The organism is Pirellulales bacterium (assembly GCA_019694455.1).
Lineage (GTDB): Bacteria > Planctomycetota > Planctomycetia > Pirellulales > JAEUIK01 > JAIBBY01.
Map to the genome: position 1 here is coordinate 1 of JAIBBY010000034.1, position 16,357 is coordinate 16,357.

Sequence of the window (16,357 nt, forward strand, 5' to 3'; positions counted from 1 at the left end):
GACTCCTGAAAATGTGCCGTCGCGGTTGTTACAATAGGGCCATCCCCCTAATTTTCATGTGACGAGACGATGGCACGCTGGCCCCGCTACGTTTGGACGACGATCTTCACCTACGGGCTGATCTTCTTGGCCTTTCCGCTGTTGTGTGTATTGGCCTACGTTTGGGTTCGCGGCGGCCTGTGAACGCCGGCGTCACACCCGCTGTCCGATTCTTGCCTGGGGTTTGATCCATCGGGTGCGGCATGCGACCGGCTATGCGAAAACTGCGCTCCGTGGCTTGGCCCGTCGGCGTGATGTTACTCGCGCTTTGTTGCGCCGCGCCGTTGGCCACGGCCGACGACTCGAAAGAGCCCGCCGCGCGCCCCAACATCGTGCTTATCCTGGCCGACGATCAGCGTGCCGATACCATCGCGGCGCTCGGCAACGACGAGATTCAAACCCCGCATCTCGACCGCTTGGCGCAGCGCGGCTTCGCGTTCACCAACGCCTACTGCATGGGCTCGATGATCGGCGCCGTGTGCCTGCCTAGCCGCACGATGCTCATCACCGGCCAGTCGCTGTGGCGCATTCCCAGCGATCAACGCGCGCCAGTGGCGCCCGCCGGCACGCCCCTCTTGCCCGTCGCCCTGCGCGACGCGGGCTATTCCACTTTTCATTGCGGCAAGCGCGGCAATTCCTGCACGTTTGGCAACGCCGCCTTTGAAGTGAACATCGAAACCGATGGTCGCACCGAACAATCGGCCACGGAGCATGCCGACCACGCGATCGAGTTCTTGCGCGGCCGCGACCGCGGTCGCCCCTTCTTTCTCTATCTGGCGCCCCCCGTGCCGCACGATCCGCGACTCGCGCCGGCCCGCTTTCGAGCGCTGTACGATCCAGCGCGCCTTTCACTGCCAAAAAACTTCCTGCCCGAGCATCCGTTCGACAATGGCGAAATGGATGTTCGCGACGAACAGTTGGCCGCGCGGCCGCGCCAACCGGCCGCCATGCGCCAACATCTGGCCGACTATTACGCGACGATTTCGCATCTCGATCACGAAGTGGGACGCGTGCTCGGCGAGTTGGAAAGCCAGCGGCTTCTCGACAACACCCTGGTGATCTACACCAGCGATCAAGGCCTGGCGGTCGGCGGCTGTCACGGCCTGATGGGCAAGCAAAATCTGTACGAGCATGTCAAACCGCCGCTGCTGATCGCCGGCCCCGGCATCGCGCACGGTTCGTCGGCGGCGCTGGTGTACCTGTTCGATCTCTTCCCAACGATATGCGACTACACGGGCGCATCGGTCCCATCGGCTGTCGAGGGCCACAGCCTGCGTCCCGTGGTGGAAGGCCGCCAGCCGCGCGTGCGCGACGTGCTCTTTGCCGCGTACCGTCGCGAGCAGCGCATGATTCGCGACGAACGCTTCAAGTTGATCCGCTACGTGGTGCGCGGCACAACAACAATGCAACTGTTCGATCTGCGCAGCGATCCTTACGAATTGACGAATCTGGCCGACGACGCTCGCCTGTGCGACGTTCGCCAGCGACTGGAACAAGCGCTTTCCGAGCAACAACGGATGTTCGCCGATCCCACGGTGGCGAAGTAGCAGCGCAGCCGCGTTCTGACGCTAAACCGGCTGTTAGCCAGCGCTTGCCAAGAGAATAGTCGGACCACGCGATCCGGTCGAATACCCATTCGCAGCGCGTGCAATCCGCCTTTCCCCCGGTTAGAATAGCCTCTTTGAAAATCACCATAACGGTGGTCATTGGGGATGTAATCGACCACCGCCCACCCTACCGAACCGCAGGAGACATCTCGCGATGGAAGAAAAAGACAACGTCTCGCGCCGCAGTTTCCTCAAAAACACCGCCGTCGGCGCGGCCGCTGCCGGCGCCGCCAGTTCGATCTTCGGCGCGCCCGCTCCGGCCCGCGCGTATGGCGCCAACGACCGGCTCCGCATCGGCTTCATTGGTCCTGGCGGCCGCGGCCATGGCGCCCATGTCGGCAGCCTCAAGAAGTTGAGCAAGGAAGGCGCCAATATCGATCTGGTCGCCGTCTCCGAGGTCTACAGCGTTCAGCGCGACAAAGTCTGCGCCGACATCAAAGAGTTCACCGGCGTCGATCCCAAGAAGCAAGACGACTACAACGACATGCTCGCCGACAAGGATGTCGACGCCGTCTGCATCGCCACCCCAGACCATTGGCACGCCAAGCAGGCGATCGACGCCATGAAGGCGGGCAAGCACGTCTACTGCGAAAAGCCGATGACCCACACCGTCGAAGAGGCCATGCAGGTGGTCGACGCGTGGCGCTCCAGCGGCAAGATCATGCAGGTCGGCGTGCAATCGACCAGTCTCCCTTTGTGGGGCAAGGTCAACGAGCTGCTCAACGATGGCAAGCTCGGCAAGGTGCTGATGTACCAGACCGAATACTTCCGCAACTCGATCATGGGACAATGGCGCTACTACAAGCTCGACGCCGAAATGAATCCCAAAACGATCGATTGGCAACGCTGGCTCGGAGCCAAGGAAGGGCTCGCTCCCGACATGCCGTTCGATCGGGCCCTCTACGCCCAGTGGCGCTGCTACTGGCCGTTCGGCATGGGCATGTACACCGACCTGTTCGTCCACCGCACCACGTCGATGCTCAAGGCCACCGGCCTGCGCTTTCCTCGGCGGGTTGTCGGCGCGGGCGGCATCTTCCTCGAGTACGACGGCCGCGACGTGCCGGATGTCGCCACCGTGGTCGCCGATTTCGATGAAGGCGTGCAAGGCCTGGTGACCGCCACCATGAGCTGCGAAGAGAGCCCCATCAAGCAACTCATTCGCGGCCATTACGGCACGTTTGAGTTTGGCAATGGCGAAAGCTTCGGCGGCTTCGACTTCATCCCGGAGCGACCGCAGGTCACCAAGCTCAGCGGTCAGAAGAAGGAGCACATCAAGGTCGAAGGCGTGGGCGACACCACGCCGGTGCACTTCAAAAACTGGCTCGACGCCATCGCGTCGAACAAGCAGGACGCCGTCAACAATCCGCCCGATCTTGGCGCCGCCGCGATCGTGCTGGTCAACCTCGGCGCCCAGAGCTATCGCGAAGGCAAGGCGTTCTTCTGGGACAACGAAAACCGCCGCGCCACCGAGGCCGATCCAAGCTGGGCCGCTGGCTGGGAAAAGATGTCGAAGAACCGCGACAAGCCACACCACATTCCTGGTTGGCGCGCCGGCGACACCGGCAGCTTGCTCGTGGCCCCAGACTACATGAAGCTCGCCGGCCCTTGGGTCGACGGCAAAGACCCCGCCGAAGGCCAGGCCTAGTTCGCGCTTGCCAATTGCTTTGATCGATTCCGCCCCGCGCCGAACACCATTCGGCGCGGGGCGTTTTTCGTTGCCTCATCCACTAGCCGTTCGCCGTGGCTCACAACAGCCCTTCGCGGTGAAGCTGCTCCACCACCAACTGGTCAGTCGGAAAGCAGAGCGGCGGCAGATCGCCATAGCGGTAGAAGCGAACGGCCGTCAAGTCGCCCCCCGCGCGCAACTCGCCTCCGTAGCGCGCCCCTTGATACCACACCCCCACGGCATGCTGATCGGCTCGGTGAAAGTTGGAATGCGCCGCCAGCAATCGCTCGATCCGCACCGACAATCCCGTCTCCTCCAAAAACTCGCGAATCGCCGCGGCCTCCACCGACTCGTCCCATTCCACATGGCCGCACGGAATGCAAAAGCCGCCGTCGCCGCGCTGGCCGATCAAAAGTTCGTGCCGCTCCACCAGCGCGATCGCGGCGCCGGCCGTGGGGTTCCGATAGCGGATCCACCCACAACCGTGGCATTGCAGCCGCGCTCGGCCGGCGTCGACCAACGGCGCCAGCGCGCCCGCACAGCGGGGACAATAGCGATAATCGTCATTCCGTGTCGCATCCATCATCCTCACGCCTCGCCGCGCGGCCATGCAGTCTCAAAAGCCGCCCGACTATACTAAATGGCATGATGAAGATCACGGCCCTACCGCAGCTACTTCGCAGCAGCACGCGCGGCGTCGAAGTGCTGTCGGTGCTCAGCAAGTACGGTCTGGCCACCTGGTTCGAGCGCCTCGACATCAAAATCGCCGACGGCTTCCTCAAGTCGCCGCATGGCGAGCTGTTGCGCACCCACTCGACGCCCACGCGCATCCGACTCGCCCTCCAAGAACTCGGTCCCACCTTCATCAAGCTCGGGCAGGTGCTCAGCACCCGGCCCGACATTATCGGCGTTGAATTGGCGACCGAGTTGCAGCGCTTGCAAGATCAGGTCGCGGCCGACGACCCCGCGACGGTCCGCCGCATCGTCGAAGAAGAACTGGGCGAGTCCGTCGACGAGCTGTTCGCCAGCTTTTGCGACGAGCCCTTGGCCTCAGCCTCCATTGGGCAGGTGCATTGCGCGCGGCTCCACACCGGAGAGCGCGTGGTCGTCAAGGTGCGGCACTACGGCATCGAACAAAAGGTCCGCGTCGATCTCGATATCCTGGGCGCGCTCGCCGAAATGGCCGAGTTGCTCCCGGAATTCAAAAACTATCGTCCCAAGGCGACCGCCGCCGAGTTTCAGCGCACGCTCCTGCGCGAGCTGAATTTCGACCGCGAAGAACGCAACATGCAAGAGTTCGCCGGCTACTTCGCCGATGATCCGCGCGTCCGCATTCCCACCACCTACCCCGAGTTCACCACCGGCCGCGTCCTCACCATGGAGGAACTGTCGGGCATCAAGCTGTCCGACATCAACGCCTGCGCTCGCGCCGGCCACGATCTGCCCGACCTGGCGCGTCGCGGCGCCGAGATCTACCTGGAGATGATTTTCACGCACGGCTTCTACCACGCCGATCCGCATCCCGGCAATCTGCTGGTGCTGGAAGGCAATGTGATCGGCCTGTTGGACTACGGCATGGTGGGGCGGATCGACGACCGCTTGCGCGAGGAAATCGAGGAAATGCTGATGGCCGTGGTGGAGGGAGATTCGTCGCTCCTCACCTCCGTCATCACGCGGCTTGGACAAGCGCCCCCTGGCATGGACCATTCGGCGCTAGCCGCCGATGTGGCCGATTTTGTCTCGCAATACGCGCATCAGCGGTTCGACGAGTTCCCGCTGGCCGCCGCCTTGAACGAAATGACCGAAATTATCCGCCGCTACCACATCATGCTGCCGGCGCGCATTGCCCTATTGCTCAAAGTGCTCGTCATGCTCGAAGGCACAGCCCGCATGCTCGCGCCAAAATTCAATCTGATCGAAGTCATCGCGCCGTTTCAGCGCAAGATGCTGCTCCGGCGCCTCTCGCCGACGCGGCAGTTTCGCAAGTTGCGCCGCTTTTATCGCGAACTGGAGGTTTTGGCGCAGGTCGCGCCGCGCGGCATGGTCGACATCATCGAGCAAGTGCAAAGCGGCAAGTTCGATGTCCATCTCGATCACCGCGGGCTGGAGCCCTCGGTCAATCGACTGGTGCTCGGCATGCTGACCAGCGCGCTCTTCTTAGGATCCGCGCTGTTGCTCAGCAACCACGTGCCGCCGACAATACGCGAGGTGTCGGTGCTGGGGGCCGTGGGCTGCGGGCTGAGTCTCGCCGTTGGTCTGCGGCTGCTGCGCGCCATCAACAAGTCGGGGCGCCTCAATCGCCGCGGCTGAACTCGCAGCGCCGCTCGCCACGATTTCGATCCCATGCCGCTGGCTCCGCCAATGCGGCGGATGGCGCGGGCAAGTCTCGCTGGGACAGTCGCCGCAACTCATCGCTAGGCCGCTCGGGATTGCACGGGAATTGCCACTGCCGCGAGCGGCAATCCACGAATTTCCACGCCCAAATCCACCAAGGCGCGTTCAACGCGATCGTTCAGCTCGTCCAACAGCCTGAGCACTTCGTCCTGGCGGCTCTCGATCTCCGCCGCGACCTTCCAAGAAGGAAGCGTTCGCGACACTCGCTCGACTCGTTTGGCGTTGGTGCGCATCGGGTTGTTTGCTCGCGGGTGACACAAATCCGCGATCGCCTGACTCGCGGTTAGTGCTATGGAATCGGTGTTTGGCCCGCCGTGTATCGCGTTAGCTTTTTTTCTTCGTCCGAAAGCTGGACAGCGCCGGCAAGCCTTAACGGCTTCGCTTCGCTACGATGCGACGCCCCGGACGACTCCACGGGACCGGCGCGAAGCGCGTAGTGCGTCGCGGTTCGCTGAGTTGCCAACCCAGCTTGCCCAGGCGGTGCTACTGTGGCGATGGACCGACATTTCCAGGCTGCGCGAGAACGCCGCCAGCACGTGCGTCTCTAAGTTGGGCCGCGTGCATAACCGGCGCAATCGTTAAGCGCGGCATGCCGCTGCTCGGTATCGGCCAACCGGCCTAGCGTGTCCGGCGCGCCAGCGCAACTCTCGCTCTGTGTGAGCTATATATCGCTAGGCGCCATCTCGCGCCCGTCGCGCCATACGCGCGCCTTGGCCGCCCCGCGCTCGCCACAACTCCTGCCCGGAACGAACTTAAGCATGATTGTCATCGTTGGCTGTATTGTGGTGCTCGGCGCCGTGCTCGGCGGTTTCACGATGGCGGGCGGCAGCGTTGGCGCTTTGATCCACCCATCGGAAATCGTCACCATCGGCGGCGCCGCGCTCGGCGCCTTGATCGTGATGTCTCCCAAGAAGGTCCTCATCGACCTCTTCAAAGGCGTGCTGCAAGCCGTCAAAGGATCGCCTTACAACAAAGCCGCCTATCGCGAGTTGTTCAAACTGCTCTACGACGTCTTTCGCACGGGTCGCCGCGATGGTCTCTTGGCCCTCGAAGAGCATGTGGCCCATCCCCACGAGAGCAGCATCTTTCAAAAGTATCCAAAAATCTCCAAAAACCATCACGTCTCCGACTTCGTCTGCGGCGCGCTGGCGCCAATCATCGAAGGCACCGCCGATCCCGCGCAACTCTCCAAGTTGCTCAACGCCGAAATGCACGTGATCGAAGAAGAGCATCATGCGCCGCTCAACGCGCTGATGAAAACCGCCGACGCGCTGCCCGGCTTCGGCATCGTCGCCGCCGTGCTCGGCATCGTCGTCACGATGGGCGTGATCGACGGCCCGGTGGAAGAGATTGGTCATAAAGTGGGCGCCGCGCTCGTGGGAACGTTCCTCGGAATTTTGCTCTCTTACGGTTTCTTCGCGCCGTTGGCCGCTCGCATGGAGTTGCTCGGCGCCACCGAAATGGCGTTCTTCCGCACAATTTCGACGGCCGTTCTCAATTTCGCGAGCGACAGCCCTCCCAAGGTCGCGTTGGAACAGGCGCGCCGCGGAGTCGGCACAGAGAGTCGCCCCACGCGCGACGAGTTGGACGCCATCTTCAAAGAAGTCGAAGCCGGCTAAAGCGGCGACTAGCAACTACAAGGACACATCATGGCGGGTAAAGGCGGCGGTGCATGGAAAGTGGCATACGCGGACTTCGTGACCGCGATGATGGCCTTCTTTCTGGTGATGTGGATCACCGGACAAAGTAAGCCCATCAAGGAATCGGTCGCCCAGTATTTCAACGATCCCTTCGGCGGCCCCTTGTCGCGCCCCAGTGGCGGCAGCTACCAGCGCTCGATGGACGGCGGGCGCGCGCCGCACTCCAACTCATTTCGCTCTCGCTTTGGCCCCGGACGTGGACGTGGCGGCGGCGCCGCTCCCACGCGCAAGCCCCCCAAGGAGAACCCCGAGGGGGACCTGGCTCGCAAACCCAGCATCTTCATGGTGCATGGCGGCGAGCAGTCGTATGTCGGCGCGATGCTCCTGTTCTCCACCGACTCGGTGGCGCTCGACGAAAAATCCCGCGCCCATCTGGATGAAATCGTTCCGGCCATGATCGGCAAGCCCAACAAGATCGAAATCCGTGGCCACTCCAGCGGCCGCGCGCTGCCGGCCAGCGGCGAGTTCAAAAGTGTCTGGGGACTCTGCTTCGCGCGCTGCCAGGCGGTGATGGATTATCTCCGCGATCATGGCATCAAGGCGGAGCGGATGCGACTCAGCCAGGCCGGTCCCTACGAACCGCAGTCGGAGGACGGCGGCCCCGGACTCCCGGCGGAAAATTCCCGTGTCGAGGTCTACATGCTCAGCGAATATGTAGATGATCTCCAAGGCCCTGGCGACAACGCCATCGCTCGTGGCGACAACCAGGAGCAAGACGACAAAGCGGGGCATGGCGACACAGTCGAGCACGGCGAAGAAGCCAATCACGCGCTCCGCGCCGGGCCGCACGCGCCACCATCCGATGCCGCCGCTGGCGATGCCCATTCGCATTGACGAGCGTTATCGCCAGTGCCGGTCGGCAAACCGCAAGTACTGCATCCAGTCGTAATCCGACAACGCGTGCTTACCACTGCGCAGGTGATAGCCCACCGAGACTCCCAGCGGTTGATTCACGCTTGGCGCCTCGCTAACGCCCAAACCCGGCTGCCCCAACAAGCGAAAGACGGGATCAGCCGCCACCGTGGCCAGCCATTCCCCCCGCGGATCGGCCCAGCGATCGTCGGCGGCGCTTGCCACATACAACAGTCGCGGCGCCACCAGCGACAATAGCTCGTGCTGATCCACCGGCAGCGCGTTCTCTCGATCGTTGAACGCGCGAAAATTCTTGCAGAACCAAAACGGAAAACGCTCGTTGATGTGGCGGACGGTCTCGCCATAGTTGCGCCGGCTGAGCGCCGCGCCTCCGCAACCCGAGTTGTTCGAAATGACCAGCGCGAACCGCTCGTCCTGCGCGCCGGCCCACAGCGCCGTCTTGCCGCCGCGCGAGTGCCCAATCACCGCCACGCGCTCTGCGTCAAGCTGCGCGTCGGTCTCCACATAGTCCATCGCCCGCGAAAGCGACCACGCCCATGCGCCCAAGGCGCCCCACTCCTCGGCGCCACGATCCGCCTCGTCCGCGCCGCCGTACAGCCCGATGATCCCCCGCCGATACCTGGCGTTGTCGTCCGGCGCCACCTCCTCCACGTCGATGTTCCCCACCGCGTAGCCACGGCGCAAAATCGTCTCCATCAGTCGATCGCCCGAGAGGTCCGACTCCGCAATCCCTGTCGGCAAGGGTCGCGCCAATTCAAGCGGCGCGCCAGGCTGTGGCCGCTGCGCATCGTTGTCGAATAGTCGCACCCCCAAAAAGACAGGCGCCGGCGCCCCCTGTCCCGCAGGCACGAACAGCACCAGATGAAACGTGTGGCTGCGCCCCTGATGCTTGGCGGTGATCGCAATGCGCTTTCGCGTCGCGATGCCATCCAGCGCGGGCACGTTCGAAACTGTGGCGAACTCAATCTCGCACAGCGCCGGCGTGCGGCCATACACGTGCCGCGAGAATAATTCCAACAACTCGGCGCGCCGTCCGCGCCAGCCGGTCGCGCCGGTCACCTGGCTGCCGTCCGCCGCCACCAGCGGATCGGGCAATTGATAATCCCCTGCCCGCGCTTCGTCGTAGTTCGCATCCGCCGGCAGCACTTCGTCAGGAAACAACATCATGGCGCCCATCACGGCAAGAAATATTCTGGCAACAACTCGCGACATCACGACCCGCCCTTCGCCAACGATTCTCGCGGATCCCAAATGGTGGCGGCAATGTAGCGCTCGGTCAGCGGCTGGTCATGAAAGTAGTAGACCACAACCACTTTGCCATCGGGCCGTTGCACCGCCCGCGGATAGCCAAGATCGGTGCCGCCCCCCCCGTCGCGCAACACAATGTCGTCGCTCCAGGACTGGCCGCCGTCGGCGCTTAATCGCGCCCGTATGCTGAATGGCTTGGCGCGATACCCATACGCCAGAAAAAGGCGTCCGTCCTTCAGCTTCACCAGGGCCGCCGGATTACCGCTACCCGTGTCGGGCACGGGGCGCGACAGCAGTTGCCAACTGGCGCCGTTGTCGGTCGATTTCCAGGCGTCGATCCAGCGATTGCTGCCTTCGTGTACGCGCAAGGTGGTCAATAGTTCGTTATCACCTAGCCGCACCGTCGCCGGCATGATCGCAAAGCCCTTCGGTTCGGGTCCAATGAAAGAAACCAGCTTCCAACTCGTGCCTCCATCGGTGGTGCGCACGCAAAGCGGGCGTCCCTCCTTGCCATTCTGCTTGCCGGCCGTGAGCATCAGCAGGCATTCACTTGAGCCATTCACGATGTAATCGGTGCGCGCCGCGATGCCGGGCGTGTCGAACTGCGGCAATCGGAATGGTCCGTGCCAACGGCGTCCGCGATCGTAGGAGTAATAAAACCGCGACGGGCCAATGTCCGAGTTCGTCATCCGCACCGTCAACGCAAAATCGGGATGCGCGAAGTTGATCCCCCCTTTGCAATCGCTCGGCGTCGGCTGCGCCAACTCGGGGGGCGCAATGCCGTGTAGCGACGCGCCATGCGGAATCAGCGCGCCGTATTCCGCTGGGTTTTCAATCGCCCACGTTTGGCCGCCATCCAGGCTCCGCGCCAGCAAATGCTCCTCGGGCTTGGCATGATCGACCGCGTGCCGGTTCGGACCATTGTCCTTGTGATAACCGGCGCTAAAACCCACCAGCAATTCATTGTCCCACGACCACATGCCGTGGTTCGCCGGCCAGCCGCCAAACCGCCCCGGCACATGATAGATATCGACCTGCTCAACGCAGACCGCTTGCCCACAGACATGGGCGGCCACAATCCACGCCGCAAGCAAGGCAAATGTTCGCATATCAATTGGCTCCGCGTTCGCTTCGCCCCGCGCTGCGGTAGTTTAACATGTCGCGCGCCGACAAGCGGCGCATCGCCGTGCGTCGGCTGTTAGAATAAGCGCCGATCAATTCCGTCCCTACTCGGTGAGCGAAATGCGGCAGGCGTTGTGGATTGTCATTGTGGCGCATGGCGCGATTCTTCCGCTGCGCGCCGCTCCGCCCGCCATCGACTTTTACCGCGATGTGCGGCCGATTCTCTCCAACACCTGTTATCAGTGTCACGGTCCCGACGCTGGCACGCGCGAGGCCGGGCTCCGGCTCGATGTGCGCCAAGGTTTGTTCACCCCCGCCGACAGCGGCGCCATGCCCGTTGTACCGGGCAATTTGGATAGCAGCGAGCTCATTCGTCGCATCACCTCGATCGACGAGTCAGAGCGCATGCCCCCGGCCGACAGCGTCAACAAACTCACGCCCGCGCAAATGGATGTGCTCAAGCGCTGGGTCGAGTCGGGCGCGCCGTGGCAGGAACATTGGGCGTACATCCCCCCCGCGCGTACCAGCCCGCCCGAGGTGCAAGACCAGTCCTGGGGCGCCGGCGCCATCGACCGCTTCATCCTGGCGCGACTGGAGTCGGAGCAATTGCGGCCGGCGCCGCCAGCCGACGCCACAACGCTGGTTCGCCGGCTCAGCTTCGACCTGACTGGCCTCCCGCCCAAGCAAGACGATGTCGAGTCGCTGCAATCGGCGCCAACTCCCGACAACTATTTGGCGCTGGTCGATCAGTATCTCGCCTCCGAGCATTTTGGCGAGCGCTTGGCCGTCTACTGGCTCGATCTGGTCCGCTACGCCGATTCGTGTGGCTATCACAGCGACAACCCGCACTCCATTTCTCCTTACCGCGACTATGTAATTCGCGCGTTCAACGAGAATCTGCCGTTCGATCAATTCACGCGCGAGCAATTGGCCGGCGACCTGCTGCCAAGCGCCACGTTGGCCCAGCGCGTCGCCACCGGCTTCAACCGGCTCGACAAGACCACCGAGGAGGGTGGCGCGCAAGACGGCGAGTATCTCGTCAAGTCGGCCGCCGATCGCGTCCGCACCGTGGCCGGCGTCTGGCTCGCCGCCACCCTCGGCTGCGCCGAGTGCCACGATCACAAGTTCGATCCCTACACCGCGCGCGACTTCTACAGCTTCGCCGCTTTCTTCGCCGACGTGCAAGGCAAGGGAGTCTACAAAGCGGGCAATCGCGATCCCGTGGTCCAGGCGCCAAACTACGCCGATGCCGCTCGCGTCGCGCAGCTAGACAAAGCGATCCAAGATTGCCAGGTCCGCGTCGATGCCAGCGGCAACGACAATACTGCCGCCGCAAACGAACTGGCGTCGTTAAACGCCGAGCGCGCCGAACTGGCAAAGCGTTTCATCCCCAGCATGGTCACGGTCTCCGTCGAACCGCGCGAGATGCGCATCCTGCCACGCGGCGATTGGCTCAACCACTCGGGCGAGGTGGTCCTCCCCGCCGTGCCCGCTTTTCTGCCGCAGCCTCCCGTGGCCGATCGCCGGCTCACTCGGTTGGATCTCGCCAATTGGCTGGTCGATCGCCGCCATCCGCTCACGGCGCGCGTCTTCGTCAATCGCCTCTGGAAGCTCTTTTTCGGCGCGGGTCTCGCCCGCGGACTGGACGACCTCGGCGCGCAAGGCGAACCGCCAACCCATCCCGAACTACTTGATTGGCTCGCCGTGGAGTTCATCGAAAGTGACTGGGACATCAAACATCTGGTGCGGACGATCGTTGCGTCCAATGCCTACCAGCAATCGTCGGTCCCTTCCGCCGAACTTGTAGAGCGCGATCCGCAAAACCGCTTGTACGCCCGGCAATCGCGCTGGCGACTGGAGGCCGAGTTCATTCACGACGTCGCCCTGTCCGCCAGCGGACTGTTGACGCCACAAATCGGCGGCCCCAGCGTCAAACCCTATCAGCCCGAGGGATATTGGGAGTTTCTCAACTTTCCCAAGCGCAAGTGGGTCGCCGACCAGGGCGCCAAGCAGTATCGCCGGGGGCTCTACACCCATTGGCAGCGCACCTTTCTGCACCCCAGTCTGCTCGCCTTCGACGCATCGACGCGCGAAGAGTGCGCAGCGCAGCGCGCCGTGTCGAACACCCCCAAGGCCGCGCTGGCCCTGTTGAACGATCCCAGCTTTGTCGAGGCGGCCAAGGCGCTGGCCGCCCGCGCCCTGCATGAAGGAGGCGCCACCGACCAGCAGCGCATCGCCTGGACCTGGCGCGAAGCCACCTCGCGCCAGCCCAACGCCAACGAAATCGAACTGCTCGGCGCCTTGCTCGCCGATGCGCGATCCGCCTACGAAGCCCATCCCGAGTCGGCCTCGCTGGTGCTGGCCGTGGGACAAACTCCCCCCGCCACCGACCTCCCACCGATCGAGCAAGCCAGTTGGACTGCCGTCGCCCGCGCGGTGCTCAATCTCAGCGAAACGATCACCCGGAACTAACCATGCTCCATCTGCTGCCGTCGCCAGACATGAACCGCCGCGCCTTTCTCGGTCGCGCTTCGCTCGGTCTCGGCGCCGCCGCGCTGGCCAGTCTCCATGCTTCACCCGCAAATGCCAACACCCTAGGCGTCGCACCAGCGGTCAGCGGCCTGCCGCATCATGCCGCCAAGGCCAAGCGGGTGATCTTTCTCTGCATGGCCGGTGGTCCTTCGCATCTGGAGACCTTCGATCCCAAACCCAAACTCGCCGAACTGCATGGCCAGCCCATGCCTGCCTCCTTCACCGCCGGGCAGCCGATCGCCCAGTTGCAAGGCCAAGAACTGGTGTGCCATGCGCCCATGTTCGACTTCGAGCGCTATGGCGAGTCGGGACAACAGATCTGTAAAGCTCTGCCGCGCATCGGCGCCATCGCCGACGACATTTGCATCGTCCGCTCGCTGCACACCGATCAGATCAATCACGACCCTGCCCATACCGTGATGAACACTGGCACATCGATCAGCGGGCGGCCGAGCATGGGCTCCTGGGCACTCTACGGACTTGGCAGCGAGTGCCAGGACCTGCCCGGCTTCATTGTGCTCACCAGCACCAGCCCCGATGGGCGCAGTCCGCAGCCCATCGCCGCGCGCCAGTGGCATAGCGGTTTCTTGCCCAGCCGCTATCAGGGCGTGGCCTTCGCGTCCCACGGCGACGCCGTTCACTACTTGAGCAGCCCGCCCGGCGTCGATCACGCTCAACAAGGCCGGCTGGTCAAAACCATCGGCCAGCTCGACACGCTGCGCAATCAAGCGCTCGCCAATCCAGAAATCGACGCCCGCGTCACACAGTACGAACTGGCCTTTCAGATGCAGACCAGCGTGCCCGATTTAATGGACATTTCGCAAGAGCCACAAAGCGTGCGCGAGTTGTACGGCGTCGAATCGGCCGATGGAACATTCGCCTACAACTGCCTGCTGGCGCGCCGTCTGGCCGAGCGCGGCGTCCGCTTCATTCAGCTTTATCACCGCGATTGGGATCACCACAACGATCTGGTCAAGTACTTCAACATTTGCGCGCGCGATTGCGATCGCGCCACCGCTGCCCTCATCACCGATCTCAAGCAGCGCGGCATGCTGCAAGACACGCTCATCGTCTGGGGGGGCGAATTCGGCCGCACCCCCATGGCGCAGAGCAACAAGGGAGGCGTCGGCCGCGATCATCACATGCGCGCCTTTAGCATGTTCCTGGCGGGCGGCGGCGTCCGTGGCGGCCTTACCTACGGCGGCACCGACGAGTTAGGCTATCACGCCGTCGAAAACCCCGTCCACGTCAACGATCTCCACGCCACCATGCTGCACCTGTTAGGCATCGACCACCGGCGCCTCACTTTTCGATACCAAGGCCGCGACTTCCGCCTCACCGACGTCGGCGGCGAGGTCGTGCAATCCATCTTGTCGTAGCAGAGTTCTCTGCGTAACGAATCGTCATGCTTCAGGGGAAACCAAAATGATCGCCAATCCGGTTCTTGCACTCACTTTGCGCCTGTTTGTCGTCATGGCGGCCACCGACGAGGCCGCCGCGCCGGCGCCCCCCGGCGTGCCCGCCGCCGCCGAGTTCGTCGAGTTCGCCCAACGGCTCGAGTCGGAGACAACCGCCGGCAACGCGGAATTTTTCAACGACAACTTCCGTGTCGACCTCTGCTTTCGCCGCGGCCTCAAGGGCCTGCGGTATCCCGACAATCTTGAACGCGACTTCAAGACCGGCTATCGGGGACCGGCCCGGCTCGGCGACACCATCGTCCGCGGCCTCGGTCAGGGAGGCGCCTATCGCCTCTTGTGGGTCCGCCAGGTCGGCAAGAAGCATCTCGCAATGTTCCGGCTGTCTCCCGACACGGAAGGCACCAACTATCACGAACTGCACTTGGGCAAGGGGCAGGACGGCGCGCCCATGATCTACGATCTCTATATCCTCTCCGCCGGTGAGCTCTTCTCCAAAACGCTGCGCAACTTGTTGTTGCCGTCCATCCAACAGGCTTCCGGCGAAGGGTTGTCCAAGTTGCTGCCGGCCGAGAGCGACCTGGTGAAATTTGGCCGACAAATTCGGGGCATGTCGGCCGCCATGCGCGCCGGGCAATATGCCGAGGCCATGGCGCTATACGACCAGCTTCCCGAGAGCCTGCAAAAGCAAAAAGCCTTCCAACTCATTCACGTCATGGCCAGCGCCGAAGTTGACCAGACGCAATACGTCGAAAATATGCGGCGGTTTGCGCGCGACTTCGCCGACGATCCGTCGACCGACCTCGTCCTGATCGACTTCTACTTCCTGCAGAATCAGTTCGATGAGGTTCTCGCCTGCGTCGATCGACTCGACCGCCGTGTCGGCGGCGACCGCGCGCTCGAAGTCTATCGCGCCAACGCTCTGCGCGGCAAAGGCGAGATCGAGCCCGCTAAAAAAATCCTCACTGACATGTGCGATTCGAAAGAATCAGAAATCGTCATGAAGGCTCGTTCCGCGTTGATTGAAATCTCCCTCGAAGAAAAGGACTTCCCCGAGACCGCGCGCCAGCTCACCGCCATCGAAGCGCTCGGCGTCATGCTGCTCGACGACCTCTCCAACACGCCTCCCTACGAAGAGTTCGCCAAAAGCCCCGAATATCGCCAGTGGCAGTCCACCCGCAAGGCCGGCGCCGCCACCGCCGAATAAGCTCTGCCCAGCCGCGCCGCTGCCAGTTCTGCCGATCGTGACGAAAGCGCCGCCGCGCCGCGCGCCATTTCGTTTACTCCCCTGCGCTTCGCGCCTAGACTGAGATTAGCGCTGGTTTCTGCGCCTCGGAACCCTCGCCCCCGTGCGTCGCAAAGAGGGAAGAGTGAACGGCCAGGCGGCGAATCGCGTCGACGCCCGGCCACTGTCCGGGGGGCGAAACCAGCCTTAGCACGCGCTGTCCGCAGGGTTCTCGTTTCCGCACTCCCCAGGCGCCGCCATGTCGCAAGCCATCGTCAATCCCGAGGAAATGCGGCGCTTCGCCCAAAACCTCAAACGCTTCAGCAACGAGTTGCAAGCCCAGATGCTCTCGCTGCGCGGGCAAATGACCTCGCTGAGTCAAACCTGGCGCGACAAGGAGCAGCAAAAATTCTCCGACGAGTTTGAACGGGCCATGCAGTCGGTCGCCAAGTTCGTCGAGGCGTCCGACGAGCATATTCCTTTCCTGCTCCGCAAGGCGGAACGAGCCGAAGAATACCTGCGACAGCGATAGGGCC

General features: G+C 63.3%; 13 protein-coding genes. 9 read left to right on the plus strand and 4 right to left on the minus strand.

Annotated elements, in window-relative coordinates; translation table 11 throughout:
• The first annotated feature begins 272 nt into the window (after positions 1-272).
• Both K1X71_14085 and K1X71_14090 read left to right on the plus strand, forming a co-directional pair.
• On the plus strand, positions 273-1,586 hold the full coding sequence (locus tag K1X71_14085) for a sulfatase-like hydrolase/transferase (GenBank protein MBX7074271.1): 1,314 nt from the start codon (positions 273-275) through the stop codon (positions 1,584-1,586).
• Positions 1,587-1,800: 214 nt separating this feature from the next.
• Positions 1,801-3,291 (plus strand): Gfo/Idh/MocA family oxidoreductase, encoded by a 1,491-nt coding sequence (locus K1X71_14090; GenBank protein ID MBX7074272.1) that lies wholly within the window; start codon positions 1,801-1,803, stop codon positions 3,289-3,291.
• 100 nt (positions 3,292-3,391) lie between these two features.
• Here the strand turns inward: K1X71_14090 and K1X71_14095 are convergent, their stop codons facing one another.
• Entirely contained in the window at positions 3,392-3,898 is a 507-nt protein-coding gene (locus K1X71_14095; protein MBX7074273.1) for an NUDIX domain-containing protein, read from the minus strand.
• Between the two features lie 62 nt (positions 3,899-3,960).
• Between K1X71_14095 and K1X71_14100 the strand changes: the two genes are divergently transcribed.
• Positions 3,961-5,622: an AarF/ABC1/UbiB kinase family protein gene (locus K1X71_14100; GenBank protein MBX7074274.1), complete on the plus strand. Its 1,662-nt coding sequence runs from the start codon at positions 3,961-3,963 to the stop codon at positions 5,620-5,622.
• Positions 5,623-5,726: 104 nt separating this feature from the next.
• Here K1X71_14100 and K1X71_14105 read toward each other — a convergent pair whose 3' ends face one another.
• Positions 5,727-5,909, minus strand: coding sequence for a hypothetical protein (locus tag K1X71_14105; GenBank protein ID MBX7074275.1), 183 nt, complete (start codon positions 5,907-5,909; stop codon positions 5,727-5,729).
• Between the two features lie 555 nt (positions 5,910-6,464).
• On the opposite strand from K1X71_14105, the gene motA reads away from it, so the two are divergent.
• On the plus strand, positions 6,465-7,325 hold the full coding sequence (gene motA / locus K1X71_14110; protein MBX7074276.1) for a flagellar motor stator protein MotA: 861 nt from the start codon (positions 6,465-6,467) through the stop codon (positions 7,323-7,325).
• A 30-nt stretch (positions 7,326-7,355) separates the two neighbouring features.
• Positions 7,356-8,240 (plus strand): OmpA family protein, encoded by an 885-nt coding sequence (locus K1X71_14115; GenBank protein ID MBX7074277.1) that lies wholly within the window; start codon positions 7,356-7,358, stop codon positions 8,238-8,240.
• Positions 8,241-8,246: 6 nt separating this feature from the next.
• Here the strand turns inward: K1X71_14115 and K1X71_14120 are convergent, their stop codons facing one another.
• Both K1X71_14120 and K1X71_14125 read right to left on the minus strand, forming a co-directional pair.
• Entirely contained in the window at positions 8,247-9,491 is a 1,245-nt protein-coding gene (locus tag K1X71_14120; GenBank protein MBX7074278.1) for a S9 family peptidase, read from the minus strand.
• Positions 9,491-10,636, minus strand: coding sequence for a glycoside hydrolase (locus K1X71_14125; GenBank protein MBX7074279.1), 1,146 nt, complete (start codon positions 10,634-10,636; stop codon positions 9,491-9,493). The genes K1X71_14120 and K1X71_14125 overlap by 1 nt, the downstream gene beginning before the upstream one ends.
• Positions 10,637-10,769: 133 nt before the next feature.
• Between K1X71_14125 and K1X71_14130 the strand changes: the two genes are divergently transcribed.
• The 4 genes from K1X71_14130 (at position 10,770) to K1X71_14145 (ending at position 16,353) form a co-directional block, all read left to right on the plus strand.
• A complete protein-coding gene (locus K1X71_14130) occupies positions 10,770-13,121 on the plus strand; it encodes a PSD1 and planctomycete cytochrome C domain-containing protein (GenBank protein MBX7074280.1) in 2,352 nt (783 codons plus the stop codon).
• A 2-nt stretch (positions 13,122-13,123) separates the two neighbouring features.
• On the plus strand, positions 13,124-14,560 hold the full coding sequence (locus tag K1X71_14135; protein MBX7074281.1) for a DUF1501 domain-containing protein: 1,437 nt from the start codon (positions 13,124-13,126) through the stop codon (positions 14,558-14,560).
• A 46-nt stretch (positions 14,561-14,606) separates the two neighbouring features.
• Positions 14,607-15,803, plus strand: a complete 1,197-nt coding sequence (locus tag K1X71_14140) for a hypothetical protein (GenBank protein ID MBX7074282.1) — start codon at positions 14,607-14,609, stop codon at positions 15,801-15,803.
• Positions 15,804-16,080: 277 nt separating this feature from the next.
• Positions 16,081-16,353 carry a WXG100 family type VII secretion target gene (locus K1X71_14145; protein ID MBX7074283.1) on the plus strand — a complete coding sequence of 91 codons (273 nt, stop codon included), beginning with the start codon at positions 16,081-16,083 and terminating at the stop codon, positions 16,351-16,353.
• Positions 16,354-16,357: the final 4 nt, after the last annotated feature.